This is a genomic window from Aminipila butyrica (genome assembly GCF_010669305.1).
Lineage (GTDB): Bacteria > Bacillota > Clostridia > Peptostreptococcales > Anaerovoracaceae > Aminipila > Aminipila butyrica.
Genome location: NZ_CP048649.1, coordinates 2463844 through 2482180, shown reverse-complemented (window position 1 = coordinate 2482180; position 18337 = coordinate 2463844). Strand labels below are relative to the sequence as shown.

General features: G+C 46.3%; 18 protein-coding genes. 13 read left to right on the top strand and 5 right to left on the bottom strand.

The features are described 5' to 3' along the window. The first annotated feature begins 101 nt into the window (after positions 1–101). Positions 102–680 (top strand): thymidine kinase, encoded by a 579-nt coding sequence (locus Ami103574_RS11770; RefSeq protein ID WP_163067202.1) that lies wholly within the window; start codon positions 102–104, stop codon positions 678–680. A gap of 104 nt (positions 681–784) precedes the next feature. On the opposite strand, the gene Ami103574_RS11765 is transcribed toward Ami103574_RS11770, so the two are convergent. Next, positions 785–1690 (bottom strand): TIGR01212 family radical SAM protein, encoded by a 906-nt coding sequence (locus Ami103574_RS11765; RefSeq protein ID WP_163067201.1) that lies wholly within the window; start codon positions 1688–1690, stop codon positions 785–787. A gap of 135 nt (positions 1691–1825) precedes the next feature. On the opposite strand from Ami103574_RS11765, the gene Ami103574_RS11760 reads away from it, so the two are divergent. The 11 genes from Ami103574_RS11760 to pduB all read left to right on the top strand — a co-directional run bounded on the left by Ami103574_RS11760 (position 1826) and on the right by pduB (position 13300). Further along, positions 1826–2488: an epoxyqueuosine reductase QueH gene (locus Ami103574_RS11760; RefSeq protein WP_246213139.1), complete on the top strand. Its 663-nt coding sequence runs from the start codon at positions 1826–1828 to the stop codon at positions 2486–2488. Between the two features lie 24 nt (positions 2489–2512). After that, a complete protein-coding gene (gene priA / locus Ami103574_RS11755; protein WP_163067200.1) occupies positions 2513–4519 on the top strand; it encodes a replication restart helicase PriA in 2007 nt (668 codons plus the stop codon). A 264-nt stretch (positions 4520–4783) separates the two neighbouring features. After that, complete coding sequence (gene def, locus Ami103574_RS11750) at positions 4784–5248, top strand: peptide deformylase (RefSeq protein WP_163067199.1); 465 nt, start codon at positions 4784–4786, stop codon at positions 5246–5248. After that, positions 5232–6188, top strand: a complete 957-nt coding sequence (fmt, locus tag Ami103574_RS11745) for a methionyl-tRNA formyltransferase (protein ID WP_163067198.1) — start codon at positions 5232–5234, stop codon at positions 6186–6188. The genes def and fmt overlap by 17 nt, the downstream gene beginning before the upstream one ends. A gap of 11 nt (positions 6189–6199) precedes the next feature. Continuing rightward, positions 6200–6901, top strand: a complete 702-nt coding sequence (locus Ami103574_RS11740; RefSeq protein ID WP_163067197.1) for a zinc metallopeptidase — start codon at positions 6200–6202, stop codon at positions 6899–6901. Positions 6902–6905: 4 nt separating this feature from the next. Continuing rightward, on the top strand, positions 6906–8201 hold the full coding sequence (gene rsmB / locus Ami103574_RS11735; RefSeq protein ID WP_163067196.1) for a 16S rRNA (cytosine(967)-C(5))-methyltransferase RsmB: 1296 nt from the start codon (positions 6906–6908) through the stop codon (positions 8199–8201). A 16-nt stretch (positions 8202–8217) separates the two neighbouring features. Next, positions 8218–8946, top strand: coding sequence for a Stp1/IreP family PP2C-type Ser/Thr phosphatase (locus Ami103574_RS11730; RefSeq protein ID WP_163067195.1), 729 nt, complete (start codon positions 8218–8220; stop codon positions 8944–8946). Between the two features lie 20 nt (positions 8947–8966). Beyond that, positions 8967–10916, top strand: a complete 1950-nt coding sequence (pknB, locus tag Ami103574_RS11725) for a Stk1 family PASTA domain-containing Ser/Thr kinase (RefSeq protein ID WP_163067194.1) — start codon at positions 8967–8969, stop codon at positions 10914–10916. After that, entirely contained in the window at positions 10916–11785 is an 870-nt protein-coding gene (rsgA, locus tag Ami103574_RS11720) for a ribosome small subunit-dependent GTPase A (protein WP_163067193.1), read from the top strand. The genes pknB and rsgA overlap by 1 nt, the downstream gene beginning before the upstream one ends. Continuing rightward, complete coding sequence (gene rpe, locus Ami103574_RS11715) at positions 11779–12435, top strand: ribulose-phosphate 3-epimerase (RefSeq protein ID WP_163067192.1); 657 nt, start codon at positions 11779–11781, stop codon at positions 12433–12435. The genes rsgA and rpe overlap by 7 nt, the downstream gene beginning before the upstream one ends. Before the next feature lie 160 nt (positions 12436–12595). Beyond that, positions 12596–13300, top strand: a complete 705-nt coding sequence (gene pduB / locus Ami103574_RS11710; protein ID WP_163067191.1) for a propanediol utilization microcompartment protein PduB — start codon at positions 12596–12598, stop codon at positions 13298–13300. Positions 13301–13332: 32 nt separating this feature from the next. Here pduB and Ami103574_RS11705 read toward each other — a convergent pair whose 3' ends face one another. Further along, a complete protein-coding gene (locus tag Ami103574_RS11705; RefSeq protein ID WP_163067190.1) occupies positions 13333–14331 on the bottom strand; it encodes a YeiH family protein in 999 nt (332 codons plus the stop codon). A 105-nt stretch (positions 14332–14436) separates the two neighbouring features. Here Ami103574_RS11705 and Ami103574_RS11700 point away from each other — a divergent pair, with 105 nt between their 5' ends. Continuing rightward, complete coding sequence (locus Ami103574_RS11700) at positions 14437–15309, top strand: LysR family transcriptional regulator (protein WP_163067189.1); 873 nt, start codon at positions 14437–14439, stop codon at positions 15307–15309. Positions 15310–15388: 79 nt separating this feature from the next. On the opposite strand, the gene Ami103574_RS11695 is transcribed toward Ami103574_RS11700, so the two are convergent. From Ami103574_RS11695 to Ami103574_RS11685, 3 genes are all read right to left on the bottom strand, one after another. After that, a complete protein-coding gene (locus Ami103574_RS11695; protein WP_163067188.1) occupies positions 15389–16240 on the bottom strand; it encodes a DUF6612 family protein in 852 nt (283 codons plus the stop codon). 224 nt (positions 16241–16464) lie between these two features. Next, complete coding sequence (locus Ami103574_RS11690) at positions 16465–17844, bottom strand: FtsW/RodA/SpoVE family cell cycle protein (RefSeq protein WP_246213138.1); 1380 nt, start codon at positions 17842–17844, stop codon at positions 16465–16467. Beyond that, positions 17831–18178: a PadR family transcriptional regulator gene (locus Ami103574_RS11685; RefSeq protein ID WP_163067186.1), complete on the bottom strand. Its 348-nt coding sequence runs from the start codon at positions 18176–18178 to the stop codon at positions 17831–17833. Before Ami103574_RS11685 ends, Ami103574_RS11690 begins: the two co-directional genes overlap by 14 nt. Positions 18179–18337: the final 159 nt, after the last annotated feature.

Genomic DNA, 18337 nt, shown 5'->3' with positions numbered 1-18337 from the left:
TAGCGGGAATTTCAATTACAATGATAAGAGCAGCGGAATTGCATAGCAATAGTTTCGCAACACTAAAGAAGGAACATGGAGAACTATGGGGAGGGCAGATCGTGGCACAGCTTTATTATCGATACAGTACGATGAATGCGGGAAAGTCTATTGAACTGATCAAGGTAGCATATAATTATGAAGAGCGGGGCAAGCGAGTCCTGACCTTGGTTCCAAGTGTGGACGACCGCTATGGCGCAGGTGTGATTACCTCAAGAATAGGCATCCAGCGGGAGGCCATCATGGTGGCAGATGATACCAATATCCTGGAATTGTTCCTGTCAGAAAACACCAAGGAAAAGGTAGACTGTGTACTAGTGGATGAATGTCAGTTTTTGAAGAAGCATCACGTTCAAGAGCTGGTGGAAATTGTAGACAGTTGCGATGTGCCGGTCTTGGCCTATGGCTTGAAAAATGATTTCAGAAATGAGCTGTTTGAGGGGTCTTACTATATGCTGGTTTACGCAGATAAGATTGAAGAAATCAAAACTATCTGCTGGTGCGGACGCAAGGCTACTATGGTCGCCCGGGTAGTGGATGGAAGGTTTGTCAAGCAGGGGGAGCAGGTACTGGTAGGAGGCAACGATATGTATGTTTCCTTGTGCCGGAAGCATTATAACGATGGACGATTGGAGCCATAAGAAGATAAAGCGGGACTCTTGTGTAAACCGAATTAAAAAATGATATTAGAGGAAATGGGAGTGGCAATGCACTCCCATTTTTAGATGTAAAAAACTTATCTTATTTAGGTGCAGTTCTTTCCCTGCCAGCTATTTCTTTTTCGCAGTTCTCGGTGGATGCCGTTTAAGATGGTTCGTTTTTGATAGCTCCATTCCGGAGAGATCAGGATGGGTCTGGGGGCATCGGCGCTCATGCGATGAATGGTAATTTCTGGCGGTATGAGTTCCAACGCATCAGCTACTAGTTGGACATATTCGTCAATGCTGGAAAACGACGTATAATCAGGATACAACGTTTCCATCTGAGAACCTTTTACCACATTCAACATATGTATTTTCAGGCCGAAGATGGGACTGGTGCAGACATAGCGAATGGAATCCAGCATATCTTGTTTGGATTCACCAGGCAGGCCGAAGATTACATGTACCACCGTGCGTATGCCTAATTCGGTGAGCCTTTTGACGGCTTGGTCGTATACCTCCAAGGAGTAACAGCGGTTGATTCGTTCTGCCGTTTGTTGATGGATAGTTTGCAATCCCAGCTCTACCCAGAGAAAGGTCTTTTGATTGATTTCGCTGAGGAGCTCATAGATGGGTTCCGACAGGCAGTCCGGCCGAGTTGCGATGGCTAGACCAGCGATGCCAGGATGATTTAGGGCCGTCTCATATTTTTCCCTCAGCTCAGCAACCGATGCATAGGTGTTGGTATGATTCTGGAAATAGGCCAGATGGTTGCTATCTGGCCATTTGTCAGACAGTAGTCTGATTTGATCTTCGATATTGCTGGCAAAGTCTCCAGAGCCGTCTGCAGAACAGAAAATGCAGCCGCCGGTGCCTTTGCTCCCATCTCGGTTGGGGCAGGTAAAGCCCCCATCCAAAGAGAGCTTAATTGTCTTTTTTCCAAAATAATTTTTTAAATATTGGCCGATGCTGTTAATGGGCAGGTCGGGACCGCAGGTGGTGGTATTCATGAAAACTCCTCACTATAGGTATGATAAATTTAATCGTAGCAATCATTATAACACAAATCAGAAGAATAATTTTATGAGCGTTAAATTTATGGTATAATTAACTTTATAAGTACGATAACAAAATGGGAGGAAAGCATGAGAGATAAAAGACAAAACGGGCCTTCAGGAGAACTGGCAGAATCATATTTTAAGGGAACCGAAATGGTCCTCCTGTCGGATATGAAGGACCGGATGGAGGAACGGCCCAAGTTGCTGCTTCACAGTTGCTGCGGACCTTGCAGCACCGCTGTGCTGGAACGGCTGGCGGGCAGTTATGATATCACTGTGTTTTTTTACAATCCTAATATTACAGACCAAGAGGAATACGAACGGCGAAAGCAAACCCAACTGTCCTTTATTGAATCCTATAATCAGCAGGCCCCAGAGGGAGAAAAAGTAGCTTTTTCGGAAGGGGAGTTTTTCCCGGAGGAATTTTTCCAGGCAGTGCAGGGGTTGGAGGAAGAACCAGAAGGGGGCAAACGCTGTACCGTTTGTTTTAAGCTGCGATTAGAGCGGGCGGCAGCAGAGGCTAGGCTCAACGGCTTTTCTATCTTTGGTACCACCTTGACAGTTAGTCCCCACAAGGACTATCCGTTGATTGCTAAAATCGGCAAAGACCTGTCCTTAAAATATGCTCTTTCGTTTTTGGACATGGATTTCAAGAAAAAAGCAGGTTATCAGCGAAGTGTGGAATTATCCCGAGAATATGGACTGTACCGCCAAAATTACTGCGGATGCTGTTTTTCCAAATGGGATTAGAGCTGAAGACTGAGTTGGAGATTTATGAAATACGTAAATGTAGCGATTGACAATAAAAATGATAATACTGATAATTTATATACCTATGGCTCCCATTTTGACGATATCCAGGTAGGCAGTAAGGTGACGGTACCCTTTGCCAAGGGAAACCGTGTTAGGACGGGATACGTCTTTGACGTGCTGGATCATTTGGAAGAGGAAATCAAGGGACTGAAATATATTGAGAGCGTCGACGAAGAGATTCGTTTATCGACGGAGATGATGGACACCTGCCGCTGGATGCGCAAGCGGTATTTGTGTCGGTACATAGATGGAATCAACTGTTTTACGCCGGCAGGCAGTGTCTCCAAGCGGGGCAAAGAGCGGCGGCCTTACAAGGACATGGAAGGGGAAGGGCGATTCCCGCCTCAGCTGACTGGTGAGCAGGCCGCAGCCATGGCCATCATGGAGCCGGATATCAAAAGCAAGCAGCATGAAATCTTTCTCATTCACGGCATCACTGGAAGCGGAAAAACAGAGCTCTATATCCGGTTAATCAACTCTGTTCTGGAAGAAGGGCGAAATGCAATTGTGCTGGTACCGGAAATTTCGCTGACTACCCAGGTCATTCAGCGTTTTATCGGCCGATTTGGGCCGGACCAGATTGCGGTGCTGCACAGCCGCCTTTCCCTAGGAGAGAGATATGATGAATGGGTGCGGATTCGCAGCGGGCAAGTCCGCATCGTCATCGGGGCTAGGTCAGCGGTTTTCGCCCCTTTAAGGGATATCGGCATCATCATTCTGGATGAAGAGCACGAAGCAACCTATAAGTCGGATATGGCGCCTAAATATGATACGGTAGAAGTGGCTATCAAACGGGCTAAAAGCTATGACGGACTGGTGGTGCTGGGTAGTGCAACCCCATCGGTATCCGCCACCTATCGGGCAGAACAAGGCATATACAAGCGGGTAGAACTGACAGAACGTTATAATCAGGTAGCGCTGCCGATGGTAGAAGTGGTAGACATGCGTCAGGAGTTGAAAGCAGGCAATAAATCCATGTTCAGCACAGCCCTGTACGGGCAGATGAAAACCTGCCTGGAGGAAGGGCAGCAAGTCATCCTCTTTCTCAACCGGAGAGGCTATTCTACTTTCATCTCTTGCCGGGAATGCGGCTATGTGATGAAATGCCCCGACTGCGGTATTGCGTTGACCTATCACAAAGCGGAACAGGGGGCGGTCTGCCATTACTGCGGTAAAACAGAACCGCTGCCCACTGCCTGTCCTGATTGCGGCAGCAAATACATCCGCCACTTCGGCACCGGTACAGAAAAGGTGGAGGAATTCACAGCAGAGTTGTTTCCGGACTATCCCATCGGACGGCTGGACTTGGACACTATTCGCCTGAAGGGCAGTGTGGACAAAATTATCAACGATTTCCGAAAGGGGAAGACCAAAATCCTCATCGGCACTCAGCTGGTGGCCAAGGGCTTGGATTTCAAGCAGGTGGGCCTGGTGGGCATCATTTCGGCCGATGTGATTCTGAACATTCCCGACTACCGGGCAGCGGAAACTACTTTTCAGCTGGTCACCCAGGCGGCAGGACGGGCTGGACGAGGAGACAAGGAAGGCAAGGTGGTAATTCAGACCTATAATGGGGAACATTACAGCATTCAAGCCGCTGCACAGCAAGATTACCAGGCCTTTTATCACACCGAGCTGATGGTTCGACAGAGTCTGTTGTACCCGCCTTTTAGCGACATTGTACAGGTCATCGTGGCAGCAGCGAAAGAGAATGTATGTATAAATGGCGCCCAGCAAGTGCTAGGCGCGTTGGAGCGAGAGCTGGGAGAAGAATTTAAACATCAAATTTTTCCGCCTCAACCCCTGCTGATTAATAGCAAAAAAGAGCATTTCCGATATGGTATTTTAATCAAATGCCCCAAAGGGAAGCGGGGAACCTGCCTGTGGGCGGTGGACAAGATTAAGCGGGCGGTAAACATCGGCAAAAAAGTGCCTTTTTCTGTTTCTGTGGACATAAATCCCTATTAAAAAGGAGCTATTGTGGAAAATGCTGGGATAGAAAAAAATTGACCAATTGGTTTATACTAGGCAGTTTTTGTGTTATAATAATTGCTACTATTGTGAGTCAGCATCGCCTTTTTGACCAACGGCTCGAAGAAACTTTGATGGCAAAACGGACAGCGTAGCAAACGAAGTTTGCGTAGGTGCTGCAAGAAAGAGATATTGAATGGACGACTATTGCTGTATGAAATAAATTGTAAGATGAAATAATTGAAATATTGGAGGTTGAAGATGGCTTTAAGAAACATTATCGTAGAAGGCGATGAAATATTAAGAAAAAAATGCCGGGAGGTAACGGAAGTAGATGAGAGAATCCGGCTTATATTAGATGATATGCTGGAAACCATGCGGGCTTACAACGGTGTGGGCATTGCGGCTCCACAGGTGGGCATCCTCAAAAGGATGTTTATTATCGAGGTGGAAGAAGGCGATGTAATAGAAATGATAAATCCTGAGATAATAGAAACGAGAGGCGCTGTTTGGGAGGACGAGGGCTGTCTGAGCCTGCCAGGCCTCATCGGTATGGTGGAACGGCCAGAATATATAAAGATAAAAGGGCTAGATCGGTTTGGTAAGGAGGTCGTACATGAAGCCGAAGGCTTTAAAGCAGTAGCCTTCTGTCATGAAAATGATCACCTGGACGGAATTCTATACACCGACAAGGCAAAGGATGTGCGGGATGCAGAAGAGGAATAAATTAAAAACTGTCTACATGGGCACGCCGGAATTTGCTGTACCGGGTCTGGTAGCATTGGCAGCCAGCGGGCACGAAATCGGCTATGTGGTTACCCAGCCGGACAAAGCCAGAGACCGGGGCAAAAAGATTCAGTTTACGCCGGTGAAAGAAAAAGCGTTGGAATTAGAAATCCCTGTGTTACAGCCGGAGAAAATAAAGGGAAATGATGAATTTTTTCAGCTGCTTCAGGATTATGAACCGGATTTGATTGTGGTAGCCGCTTATGGCAAACTGCTGCCCCCTGAAATCATCCATTTGCCACGACTAGGCTGTATTAATATCCACGCCTCACTGCTGCCCCGCTGGCGGGGAGCTGCTCCAATGCAGCGGGCCATCATGGCGGGGGACAAGTATACCGGCGTGACGCTGATGTATATGGAAGAAGGCTTAGATACCGGAGATATGATTGCCAAAAAGACTGTACCCATCTTAAAAAAGACAGCGGCAAAGCTTCACGATGAAATGGCGGAGCTGGGAGCAGAACTTCTGGCTGAACAGCTTCCTCATCTGGCAGAAGGAAATATCAGCAGAGAAAAGCAGCAGGATGACTTAGCGACTTATGCAGCCATGATTTTCAAGAAAGACGGAGAAGTGGACTTTTCCAAGGACCCGCAGGAAATCGAACAGCTGATTCGGGGACTGGATTCTTGGCCGGGAGCATATAGTTCCTACCAGGGGCAGATTATTAAGTTTTGGTGTGCAGAGGTTCTGAATGAAGAGAGTACAGAAGCAGTTGGCACTATTCTAGGGGTCTCGAATGAAGGCATCCGGGTGGCCGCAGGAGGGGGTACGCTGCTGGTCACGGAAATCCAGGTACCGGGGAAAAAGCGGGTAAAGGTGTCCGATTATCTAAAGGGGAACCACTTAGATGTGGGAGCGCAATTTGAAAAAGTAGATTAGAGGTGTAAGAGATGTGGTATTATGATTGGACGATTTTGTTATTGATACCCGCTATGATTTTTTCTATTTATGCCCAAGGCCGGGTAAGCGGGGCGTACAGGAAATATGCGGGAGTTCGCAACAGTCGGAATATGACTGGAGCTCAGGCTGCGCGAATCATTCTCGACAGCAACGGGCTGCGGGATGTGCGGATTGAAATGACCGGAGGAACCCTTTCTGATCATTATGATCCCAGAGGCCGGGTCATGAGGCTGTCGGCTAAGGTGTATAACGAACCCTCTGTGGCTTCGGTGAGCATTGCAGCTCACGAATCTGGTCACGCCATTCAGCATGCAGAGTTCTATCTGCCGCTGAAGATTCGCAACACCATTGTACCCGTGGTGAACTTTGCTTCTATGCTGTCCTGGCCTTTAATGATTATTGGTATTATTATAGCCAATGGGGGAAACTATGCCAGGGGCAGTCTGCTCATGGACCTCGGTATCTTGTTTTTCGTCGCTGTAGTGGTATTCCACGCAGTGACTCTGCCGGTGGAGCTCAATGCCAGCCGCCGGGCCATGAAACAGATGGAGGGACTGGGCATTCTCGCCTATGAAGAAGAGACAAGAGGGGCGAGAAAAGTGTTGTCTGCTGCGGCCTTGACCTATCTGGCTGCACTTGCCACAGCGCTGGCAAACCTGCTGCGGCTTCTCATGCTGAGAGAAAGGAATTAGTAAGATGGATGCAAATCGAAAGACAGCTTATCATGCTTTGATGGATGTGGAGACGAAAAATGCCTACTCTAACTTGGCCTTAAATCACCAAATCATCTGTGGAAGACCTTCGTCTCCGTCTTTTGTCCGAAGTCTGGTCTATGGGGTCTTGGAAAACAAGATGCTGTTGGACTACATCATCGCGCATTACATTACCAGAGACATCGAAAAGGTGAAGACCAGTGATCTGGTGGTCTTACGCATGGGTATTTACCAGTTGGGTTATATGGATTCTGTGCCAGAATATGCAGCGGTTAACGAAAGTGTGGTGCTGGCCAAGAAGTTTTGCCGGGGACGGGAAGGCTTTATAAATGGGGTTTTGCGCGCTTATATTCGCAGTCGTCATGCCGTTCGCTTGCCGGATCGCAGCGAAGATCCTGTAAAATATCTATCTATCAAATATTCCTGTGAGGAATGGATTGTAGATTTATGGATGGACCAGTATGGAGCAGACACAGCAGAAGCAATCTTGAAACATTCCCAGGGAAATCCGGGACTGTGTATCCGGGTAAATACGTTGAAGACCGGCAAGGAAGATTTGATACGGCGGTTGACGGAGAAAAATTTTGAAATCAAGGAGAGTCTGATTTGCCAAAGCGGCCTTTTGGTCACGAAAGGAAGTCAGATTTTAGAAGATACGCTATATAAAAACGGTCTCTTCTCGGTTCAAGATGAAAGTTCTATTCGAACCGTGGAGATGCTGGACCCTCAGGCTGGAGAAATGATGGTGGATGTGTGTGCTGCACCTGGGGGCAAGACATTAGCTGCGGCCGAGCGGATGAGCAATCGGGGGCAGATTGTGGCGACGGATATTTATCTGAGAAAGCTGGCCTTGATTACCAAGGAGGCTGATCGGCTTGGGGTATCCATCCTTAGGACTTGGCCTTGGGATGCGACCAAGGTGGATTCGGAACTTCTGGAAAAAGCTGACCGAGTGTTGGCAGATGTCCCTTGCTCTGGCTTAGGTGTTATCCGCAGGAAGCCAGAAATCAAGTACAAGAAGCGGGTCAGTGAATTTGACAGCCTGCCGGTGAAGCAGCTGGAAATTCTCACGGTAGCATCTAAGTATGTAAAAAAAGGCGGCGTTCTTCAGTACAGTACCTGCACCATAAATAAAAAAGAAAATGAAGATGTAATTAAAGAATTTTTAAGAAAGAATAAAAATTTTAGCATAGTAGAAGAGCGCCAGTTTATGCCGCATATAGATAAGACAGATGGATTTTATGTGTGTAAAATGGTGCGAAGTGACAGCTTAATTTAGCTTAATTGGAGAAACAATGGTTCAAGTAGGGTTTAAAAGTGATCGAGGGTTAAAGAGAAAAAATAACGAAGATTCCTGCTTTGTTATTCCGGAGGACAAAATTTATATTGTGGCCGACGGCGTAGGAGGCAACAACTCGGGGGAAGTGGCCAGCCGCAGTGCGGTCAGTTTTGTGGCGGACTACGTGAAGAGGAATCCAGTGAAGCAGGCCAAAGGCCGGGATGAAATTAAAAATTATTTCGTACAATGTATACAGGAGGCCAATTCCCTGATTTGTAATCTGTCCAGGCAGAGCAGCGAAGACAGCGGAATGGCCACAACCCTGGTCTTAGCGTATGTAACTCGGAGAAAGGCCTATGTCGTCAATATCGGCGACAGCCGGGCCTATCTCCTGAGAAATGGTGATTTAACTCAGATTACCGAAGATCATACATACGTGAATACGTTGATCAAATCTGGGGCTCTCACAGAGGAAGCGGCCAGAACACATGACAAAAGGCATATCATTACCAGAGCTCTGGGCGGGGATGAGACGGCAGAGCCGGATATTTTTGAAGTCAAGTTAATGAAGGATGATATCCTGCTGCTGTGTACAGATGGGCTTCACGGCGAAGTAGAGGACAGCAGAATTCAAGAGATTTTGTCATCGGGCTTACAGATGTCCGAACTGTGCAATCAGCTCATTACCAGAGCGAACCGTTCAGGCGGGAATGATAATATCACAGTAGTCTGTGTAAAGATGTAGTACTAAAGGGAGAGTTTCATATGAGCAGAGTATTAGCGGGCCGATATGAACTGCTGGAGCAGATTGGCGAAGGCGGCATGGCCGTTGTATATAAATCCAGAGACAAGCTTTTGAACCGGTATGTAGCGATTAAAATTTTAAAACCGGAATTCATCAAGGACTTAAAGCTGGTAGAAAATTTCAAAAAGGAATCTCAGGCGGCAGCAAGCCTGGTCCATTCCAATATCGTAGGTGTGTACGATGTAGGCCGGGAAGGCAATATTAACTATATCGTCATGGAGCTGGTAGAAGGCAAGATTTTAAGCGATATCATTAAGGACGAAGGACCTTTGGACTATAAAAGGGCCATCGATATTGGGCAGCAGATTGCTGCTGGTCTTTCCTGTGCTCACAAAAATCATATCATACATAAGGATGTGAAGCCGCACAACGTGCTGGTGACCAAAGACGGCGTGGCCAAGATTACAGATTTCGGCATCGCTAAATTCGTAGATAATGCCACCATCGTGGGCAATGCCGATACAGTCATGGGATCTGTTCATTATTTTTCACCAGAACAGGCCAGGGGCGGTTATGTGGATGAAAAATCTGATATCTATTCCCTGGGTATTGTCATGTACGAAATGATTACAGGAAAGGTGCCTTTCGATGGGGATAACCCGGTGACAGTAGCCCTGATGCATATGAACAATGATATTCTCCCACCATCCCAGGTGGTCAGCGGAGTTCCGCCGATTTTGGAGCAAATCATCATGAAGGCAACGGATAAGATTCAGGTCAATCGGTTTAAATCAGCAGATGAAATGATGGAGGCACTAAAAAATGTAGACTTGATTTCCAGCATTGTAGGCAATTCCGTTTATCTGGGGAGCCGATCTGGTGAAGGAAGCCGGGCCTATGGAAACTCAGAGCCGGAAGAGGAACCAGGAACGGTTCCTATAGAAGGGAGTACGGGAAAAGTGGATAAGAAAGACAAGAACAAGGGCGGCAAGAAAAAAGTTCGCTTGAATAAGGTGAAGGTGACGGCCATTGTGGTGGCACTAATCTGTGCGATTCCGGTCAGTGGCTTGATTTACCACCTAGTGTCCAACTGGGGGGCGAACGGTGAAATCACCGTGCCAGATTTGGCCGGAAAAACGGTCGCTGAGGCAAAAGAAGAACTGGACGCTCTGGGACTGACGCTGGAAGAGGGCGATACAGTCTACGACAGCGAATACGATGAAGGTCAGATTGTCTCTCAGAATCCCGATGCAGACTCCAAGGTGAAAAAAGGGAAAGTTGTGGTGGTCAGCATCAGTAAGGGGGCGAAGGAAGGGACTGTTCCCAATATTGTGGGAAAGAGTTATGAGGATGCAGTCTATCTGATTAAGAAATATGGCTACGAGGTGGGAGATGTGACCATCGGCGAAAGCGACATGCCGAAGGATACGGTTATCAGTCAAACCCCAGAGGCCGAGGACGAAGCCAAACCGGGAAAGTCTATTGACTTTGTAGTCAGCGGGGGTGAATCGGATACGGTAGCCATGCCGAAGCTGTTGGGTCTGACCTTGGAGAAGGCCAAAGAGGAACTGAAAGCAGTAGGTTTGACTTTGGGTGAGACCAGCGAAGGCACCAGTGAAGCTTACGGTCAAGGACAGATTATGTGGCAGCAGATTGCCGCAGGTGAGACGGTAGACAAGGGCGAAGCCATCAACGTAAAAGTCAGCACCGGAACGGAGGTTTCCGGGCCAAAATCCGTAGCGTTAGACGTGGATTTCAGCAATGCTAAAAATCTAGTCTTCTTCCTGACGGTAACTGTCTCTGACGAATCCGGCACCAGGAATATCTTTACCAGAGAACAGCGGCTGAAAGAGCAGGGCAGTGAGGTTATCTCCCTGTCGGGTACCGGACAGGGCACCGTCACCGTACTTTTTGACAATGATGTAGAGATGAAAAAGAATGTAAACTTTAATACGGGAGAAATAGATTGATGGAAGGTACCGTAGTAAAGGGAATCGCCGGGTTTTATTACGTGAAGGCAGGAGAGCAGGTCTACCAGTGTAAAGCCAGAGGCCTGTTTAAAAAGGACGGCATCAAGGTGACGGTAGGTGATGAAGTGAAAATTCAGTTACATGAGGGCAGCGATGCCCTCATTACTGAAATAAAGCCCAGAAAAAATGCCTTTATCAGGCCGCCTATCGTCAATGTGGACTGTTTTGCTGTAGTCTTTGCTATCACTCAGCCTCAGCCTAATTTTGCTATTATTGACCGGTTTTTGGTTATGGCGGAAAAGAGTAATTTGGAGATTATTCTCTGCGCCAACAAGGCCGACCTAGCAGAGGAAGCCGAACTTCAGCGGGTAAAGGATATTTATGGTGGGCTGTATCCACTGATGCTAGTCAGTGGAAAAACGGGTCAAGGCATGGACGAGCTGAAAACATGGTTGAAAGGCAAAAAATGTGCCCTGGCAGGACCTTCTGGCGTGGGGAAATCCACCATTTTAAATGCACTAGAGCCTCAAGTGGCGGCAGAAACTGGAGAAATCAGTCAAAAAACTAAGAGAGGCAAGCATACAACCAGACACGTGGAGATTTTTGACACGGCTTTTGGGGCTATGCTTTTCGACACTCCGGGATTTACCTCCTTTGAGGTATTGGAAGCTGATGAAGAGGAGTTAGCGCACTTATATCCGGAGATGCAGGACTATTTAGGCCAGTGCCGATACGACAACTGTCGGCATATAAAGGAGCCGGACTGCCGCATTCGGGAAGCTGTTACGGAAGGTAAAATCAACAAAAGCAGATACGGCTCTTATGTGGAGCAGATAAAAGAAATAAGGGAGAAAAGCAAAAAATGGTAAGATTAGCACCTTCGATATTGTCAGCAGATTTTTCTAGGCTTGGGGAACAGGTACATCTCATTGAAAAGGCTGGAGCTCAAGTTATTCATGTAGACGTGATGGACGGTCATTTCGTACCGAACATCAGTTACGGAGCTACTGTAATGAAGAGCCTCTGCGGCAAGACCGCTCTGCCCTTTGACGTGCATCTGATGATTGAGAATCCTGACCAGTACATAGAGGACTTTGTCACCGACCAGACGGAGTTTATTGTAGTTCATCAGGAGGCATGTCCTCACCTCCATCGGACCATTCAGCATATTAAATCCCTAGGTGTGAAAGCTGGGGTATCCATCAATCCGGGTACTTCCCTAAGTACGCTGGATTTTATCTTGGAGGAGGTGGACTTGGTGTTGGTCATGTCCGTTAATCCGGGATTCGGCGGACAAAAGTTTATTCCTTCTTCTCTAGCTAAGGTCGAGGCACTGAAGCAGATTAAGGATATGCATGGTTTAAACTATGAGATTGAGATCGATGGCGGTATTGGCTTGGACAACGTAAAAGAGGTGATTGATGCCGGCGTGGAGTTGGTCGTGGCAGGTTCTGCCGTTTTCGGTGCACCTGACGTGGAAGCTCGGGTTAAGGAATTTCTAGACATTTTTGTTGGATAAGATGTGAATTAAAAGAAGGGGCAAATTCCTTGCGAGGTTTGTTTGCTCCTTTTAAATTGAGCCTGTACAAGAAAATATGGCGCATCAATATACAGAAAAACAAAAGTAGTTAGAGATTGAAAGAGATAGGAATGAAATATAAATGATGATGGAAGATATAATGATAGAAGATAGTCAGACCGGTAATCTGCCGGAATTTGTAGGAACGGCCATAGGGGATACGGTTGGTATTGTGATTGCTAATCTGGACGAAAATCTGCGGCAGGAGTTAGCGCTGGCCCCCCAGTTCAAGTCTATCGGCATGGTCAGTGCCCGTATAGGGGGCGGTACCCATGCCATGGCGGCTGATGCGGCAGTAAAGGCTACCAATGCAGAGATTGCCCGCATCGAGTTGTGTCGAGACACCAAGGGCGGAGCCGGACACGGAATTTCTGTGATTTTCGCCTCGGCGGATGTAACCGACTCTAGAAAAGCCGTGGAAATCATGCTGCAAGAGTTGGAAGATTGTTTTCGCAATGTATATACTTGTGAAGCAGGCCACGTAGAAATCCACTATACGGCCAGAGCCAGTCAGGCTCTGAGTAAAGCTTTTAACGCACCAGAAGGAAAAGCTTTTGGCATTACGGTAGGAGCCCCTGCAGCAGTGGGCATGCTCATGGCCGATGCCGCCATGAAGGCGGGAAATGTAGAAATGAACAAATATGCCAGTTCCACTAGAGGAACTGCTTTTACTAACGAGGTCATTATCTCTTTTTCTGGAGATGCGGCAGCGGTAAAGCAGTCCCTATCAGCGGCCAGACAAGCAGGACTGGCAGTCCTGCGAAATATGGGACATAATCCTCAGCCGATGACAAGCAGAGCATAACCAGGTATTAAATAGTGGCAGACCTCTAGCTACTATAGCAGGTTGAGGACAGCTAAGGCCGTCAAAGATAGCACAATCCAGCAGATTAATCCTAATAAAATGGGTTTTGCACCACTTTTTATCAGTTCGATAATATTCGTATTAAGGCCAATAGCAGCCATGGCCATAATAATAAGGAATTTTCCTAGTTGTGGGGCTAAATCTCCTATTTCCTGGGGCATTGGCAGAAAGGTATTCACAATAGATGCAGCGATGAATCCGATTACAAACCAAGGAAATATTGTTCTGAAATTATAGCATTTATGCCCTTTGAGGTCTTCTGGCTGTTCTGCCCGTTTGCGAGAGGTATAAAATGCCAGCCCAAGGGTAACGGGTACAATCATCAAGGTTCGAGTTAACTTTACAATTACCGCAAGATTACCGGCTTCGTCGCTGAAGGCATAGCCGGCAGCTACTACAGAAGAGGTATCATTGACCGCCGTGCCTGCCCAGAGGCCAAAGTCGGAGCTACTCATATGAAGAATATGCCCAAGAAAGGGAAATAAAAAGGCCGCGATAACATTGAAAAAGAAAATAGTCGAGATGGAGCGGGCGACTTCCTCCTCATTGGCCTCAATTACGGGTGCTGTTGCGGCAATGGCAGAGCCACCACAAATCGCCGTGCCGACACCAATCAGGATATTGGTTTTAGAATCTACTTTTAGTAACTTCCCTGCGGCAAAAGCAGTCGTAAAGGCCATGGTCAGTGTAAATATCATAAACGTAAGAGTCTGACCGCCCACTTTAAAGATGTCGTAGAGATTCATATCAAAGCCAAGAAGAATAATAGCGTATTGCAGCAGCTTCTTTGCTGTATATTGAATGCCTTCATTAAAAGGAGCAGGCCTTTTCCAGAAGGCTAACAGCATACCGAAAAGGATACCTAGAACAGGGCCGCCGATAATCGGGAAGCTTTTGCCGATAAACCAGGCGGGAATGGCGATAACGGCTGCAAGACCAATACCTGGTAGCTTATGTATAATAGATTTCAATAAAATCACCTCCATGCCCTTTATCATACTGCTTGACGATTGATAAGTAAAATATTATTATCTTATTATATAGATAAGTATATAGTAATGTATGGAGGTAGAGAAATGACCTTGCGCCACTTTAAAATCTTTGTATCCGTCTGTGACCATATGAGCATGACCGCCGCCGCAGAAGAACTTTTTATATCACAATCTGCTATCAGCCAAGCTGTTGCAGAACTGGAAAGGTATTATGATGTACGGTTATTTGAGCGGCTTTCAAGAAAGTTATATCTGACGGAAGCCGGTGAACGACTACTTGGCTATGGGCGGCATATGATTCGCATGAATGGAGACATTGAAAAGGATATGAGAGCGTTACATGAGCATGGGGCTATTCGTCTGGGGGTAAGCGTTACTATTGGCGCCAACGTCTTGCCTGAGCTCGTCTCTCTTTACAAAAAATCAAATCCCAAGACGACTATTGAGGTTTTTGAAAGCAATACCCAGCAGATTGAAAAGCGAATCTTGCAAGATCAAACGGATATCGCTCTGGTGGAAGGGGATACCAGCTCGCCAGATTTGATTAGCTTTCCTTTCATGGATGATGAACTGGTTCTCATCTGCGGTATGAAGCACCGCTTTGCCAGTCTCTCGGCAATAGCTGCCGTTGAGCTTGAAAAAGAAGAGTTTATCATACGGGAGAAAGGCAGTGGGACTCGTAAAACGTTTGAAGAGGGCCTTGCTGCCCATAACATCTCTTGGAAGGCTTCTTGGGTCTGTAACAATGCGGATACCATCAAGATGGCTGTAGCGGAAGGGCTTGGCATATCAATTATTTCCAAACGAGCCGTAGAAAAGGAAGCCCAAGCAGGAAGCCTGTGTGTAAAAGGGATAGAAGGCATTCGCTTTGAACGCAAATTCAAAATAATTTATCACAAAAACAAATATTTGACGGACCAGATGAAGGATTTTATATCCTTATGTCTGAATTCTTAAAAAAACAGAGCCCAGTGGCTGCTTCTGCAATCACTTGGGCTCTGTTTTTATGGCTGTTTTAGGCAGCCTGTGTAAGTATTTAAAAATCAGTTTCGACACCGTTTCTGGCTTCAGCCGGAATATCAATGGCTTTTACACCATTAAAGTTAGACAGGGTCAGACTTACAACTAAGGAATCTACCTTCATATCCGCAGGCAGGTTCTTGGTATTGCTTCCCTCTTGCACTTTAGCAAACAACTGCTGCATGAGGGTGGTCATATCCATGGTATACTTTACGGGAAGCTCACTTTCCTTGTCAATCCAGATGGAAGCAGCCAAATCGTCCAGCCCCTCATAAAGGGTATCCAGTTCCTCTTCGGTCAGCCCGTACTGAGCAAACTGATCTAATACACCAGAGGCGGTCAAAACATCTTCCAGGGAATCCTTGGAAATAACGCCATCATAGCGCACGGCATCGCTGCCGTTGATCGCTTCAGTTCCAGCCTCTGTCAAGTTTGTGAAGCCATCGAGATATACCCCCATGGTATCCTGAGCATCGTACATGCCGAACTCACTGGCATCATCGGATGTGTTTTTCATCCAGCTTGTGCCGTCAGGAGACATATACATAACATATTTGTCATCTACTTTTTCTGCATACATGGTAATGTCAGCGGAGCCCTGTGCCCCCATGTCCATGGACATCTGAATTTTCATGGCTAGAGGATCTTGAATATAGTCAATGGTAGCCAGCGTTTTGCTGGTAAAGGACTGATCGGCTACGGACAAACCCATATCCATGTCCATCTCATAGGTTACGCTCTTCACGTCTGCCAGTTTCTTCTGGGCTGTCTTGAGTACATCAGAGGAACTGCCGCCTCCGCAGCCAGCTAATCCGGCCACCAGAGCAACAGCCAATCCCAGTGTGGTCAATCTTCGTGAAATTTTCATGATTTCCTTCCTTTCCATATGCTTCTGCACATGTTAATTTTGTTAAATTTTTACACGACAATGTGTTTACTATAAAGGAATTTGTCACAAATGTCAACCCAAATTTAACCAATAGAGGGTTTTTGTTACCTATGCGATTTCCAAAAGAAGCCGGCCAAAACCCACGTTATTTGGTTAGATATACTGTCTCGCCAGCTGGTATACCTTTAGCAAATTCGATGTCCTCAACCTTTTAAACGGATGCTTAAGGTTCCATCTTTGTAGGAAATGAAAGCTAATTCTCTTCTGGACGTTATCTGGTGCTCTTCATAGGCCTCTCCCGTGCGAAATATAGATAACATAAAGCCAGTCAAAGCCGCGTTGAGAAACAAGGCTGACTTCCCATAAGAAATGAATGGTAAGGACAAGGGCGCGATTAATCCGTAGCCCAGGTTAGCAGCAAGGTAGAATGTGCATTGAAGGATAAAAGTAAGCGCTATGGACAGGGCGATAAGGGCGCCTAGGACGCTCTTTTCCTTCCATGCTTTATATAGGCTGAAGACAGCAAATATTGCTAAAAAAACTATGATGACAGCTAAAAAGACAACCCCAAATTGATGCGCTAAAAAGGTGAGGGGGTAGACCGTTTTAATAAAGGGTAAGCTAGCCGGAACAACTCCACTTTCAGGGAAATCACCTTGGCCAAAGAATTGGGCTTGTGATAGAAAGTCTCGAATGAGATTATATACGTATCCAGTGCCGAATGGATTCTGATCAGGATGAAAGAAACTCCAAAATCTTTGAGTATAATATTGTGCTAGGAATAGAAGGCTGAAGGTCAGTGTCGTAAAAGTTGGCAGGAGCACAAGCAATAAGCCGCGTGTTTTATGTACCTTGAACCAGCCTCGGCTTATGGCAAAGCACAGCACACATAAGGCAGAAAGGGTATATGAAACAAACCCCACAAGGGTTGGCGTCATTAATAAAATTATAGCTAAAGGGAAAAATCCTATACCGCTTAATAAAATCCCCCAATAGCCTCGGCTCCTCATGGCATAAACCAGTAGAGCAAAGGCAACAGGAAAGAGCAGGGACAAATAGGCGAAGCTGATGGAAAAGGGTCCTAGCACCCAGAATGCCTGGCCATAATACGTTGCTGTGCTCAATGAAATCCCTGCTATCGAAAGGATAAGAGTAGCCATGTAGAATTGAAGAGGGTATCGACCGAACACAGAGAAATCGATAAAATAGCAGGCTACAAACAGAACCCAGGCCACTATGAAAGGCAACGGGCTGAAGGTATAGTGAGAACTTTCGGCGGTATCAATAAAATAGTGCACCAGCATACCAATCCCCATGAGGATACCTGTCAGCGCAATTAGAGTCCACTGGGGTTTTGGCCGATGGGTTTTATCTAGTTCTTGGCCAATCCACACGGCGTCTCCCATCTGTGTAATGGCTTTGGTCGTAGCTCTTTTTTCGTCGTCTCCGTTTGCCATGTAAGCATCCCGCTGGTCGCAGAGGTGATTTTCGATTTCAGTTGAAACACCTACCTGGGCTTTCTTCCAGCGAATTTGCTGGCAAACGGTGTCCCTGTATCTTGTTATCTCATCAAATGGCTGCATAGCTGAGTCCTCCGTTCAACACTTTATTAACTGCATTGGTATAAACAATCCATTCCTGCTGTTTTTCTTGCAATACCTTTTTGCCCTTTGGTGTCAAGTGATAATACTTGCGAGTTCGATCTGTTCCGGCTTTTTCTTCATAGGATTCTACCAGCTGCTTTTTTTCTAAATTGTGTAAAAGCGGGTACAGAGTACCTGCCTTTAAATCAAAGGTGTGATCCGATTTTTCTGATAGGGCTTCAATCATTTCATATCCATATCGATCTGTTTCTTCTAACAGCTTTAAAATAAGAGTTGTAGTGCTGCCAGATAATAGGCCTTTATCTATAGCCATTTTGTTTCCTCCTCCATGATTTTAGTACGACTTCTATGCTTTTTAAAAAATCCAATAGTGTATAAATTTTACATTATTGATATATAGATTGCCTATACAATAATATATAGATAATCTATATATGTCAATAAAAAATTATAACTAAAGTGAACATCTTCG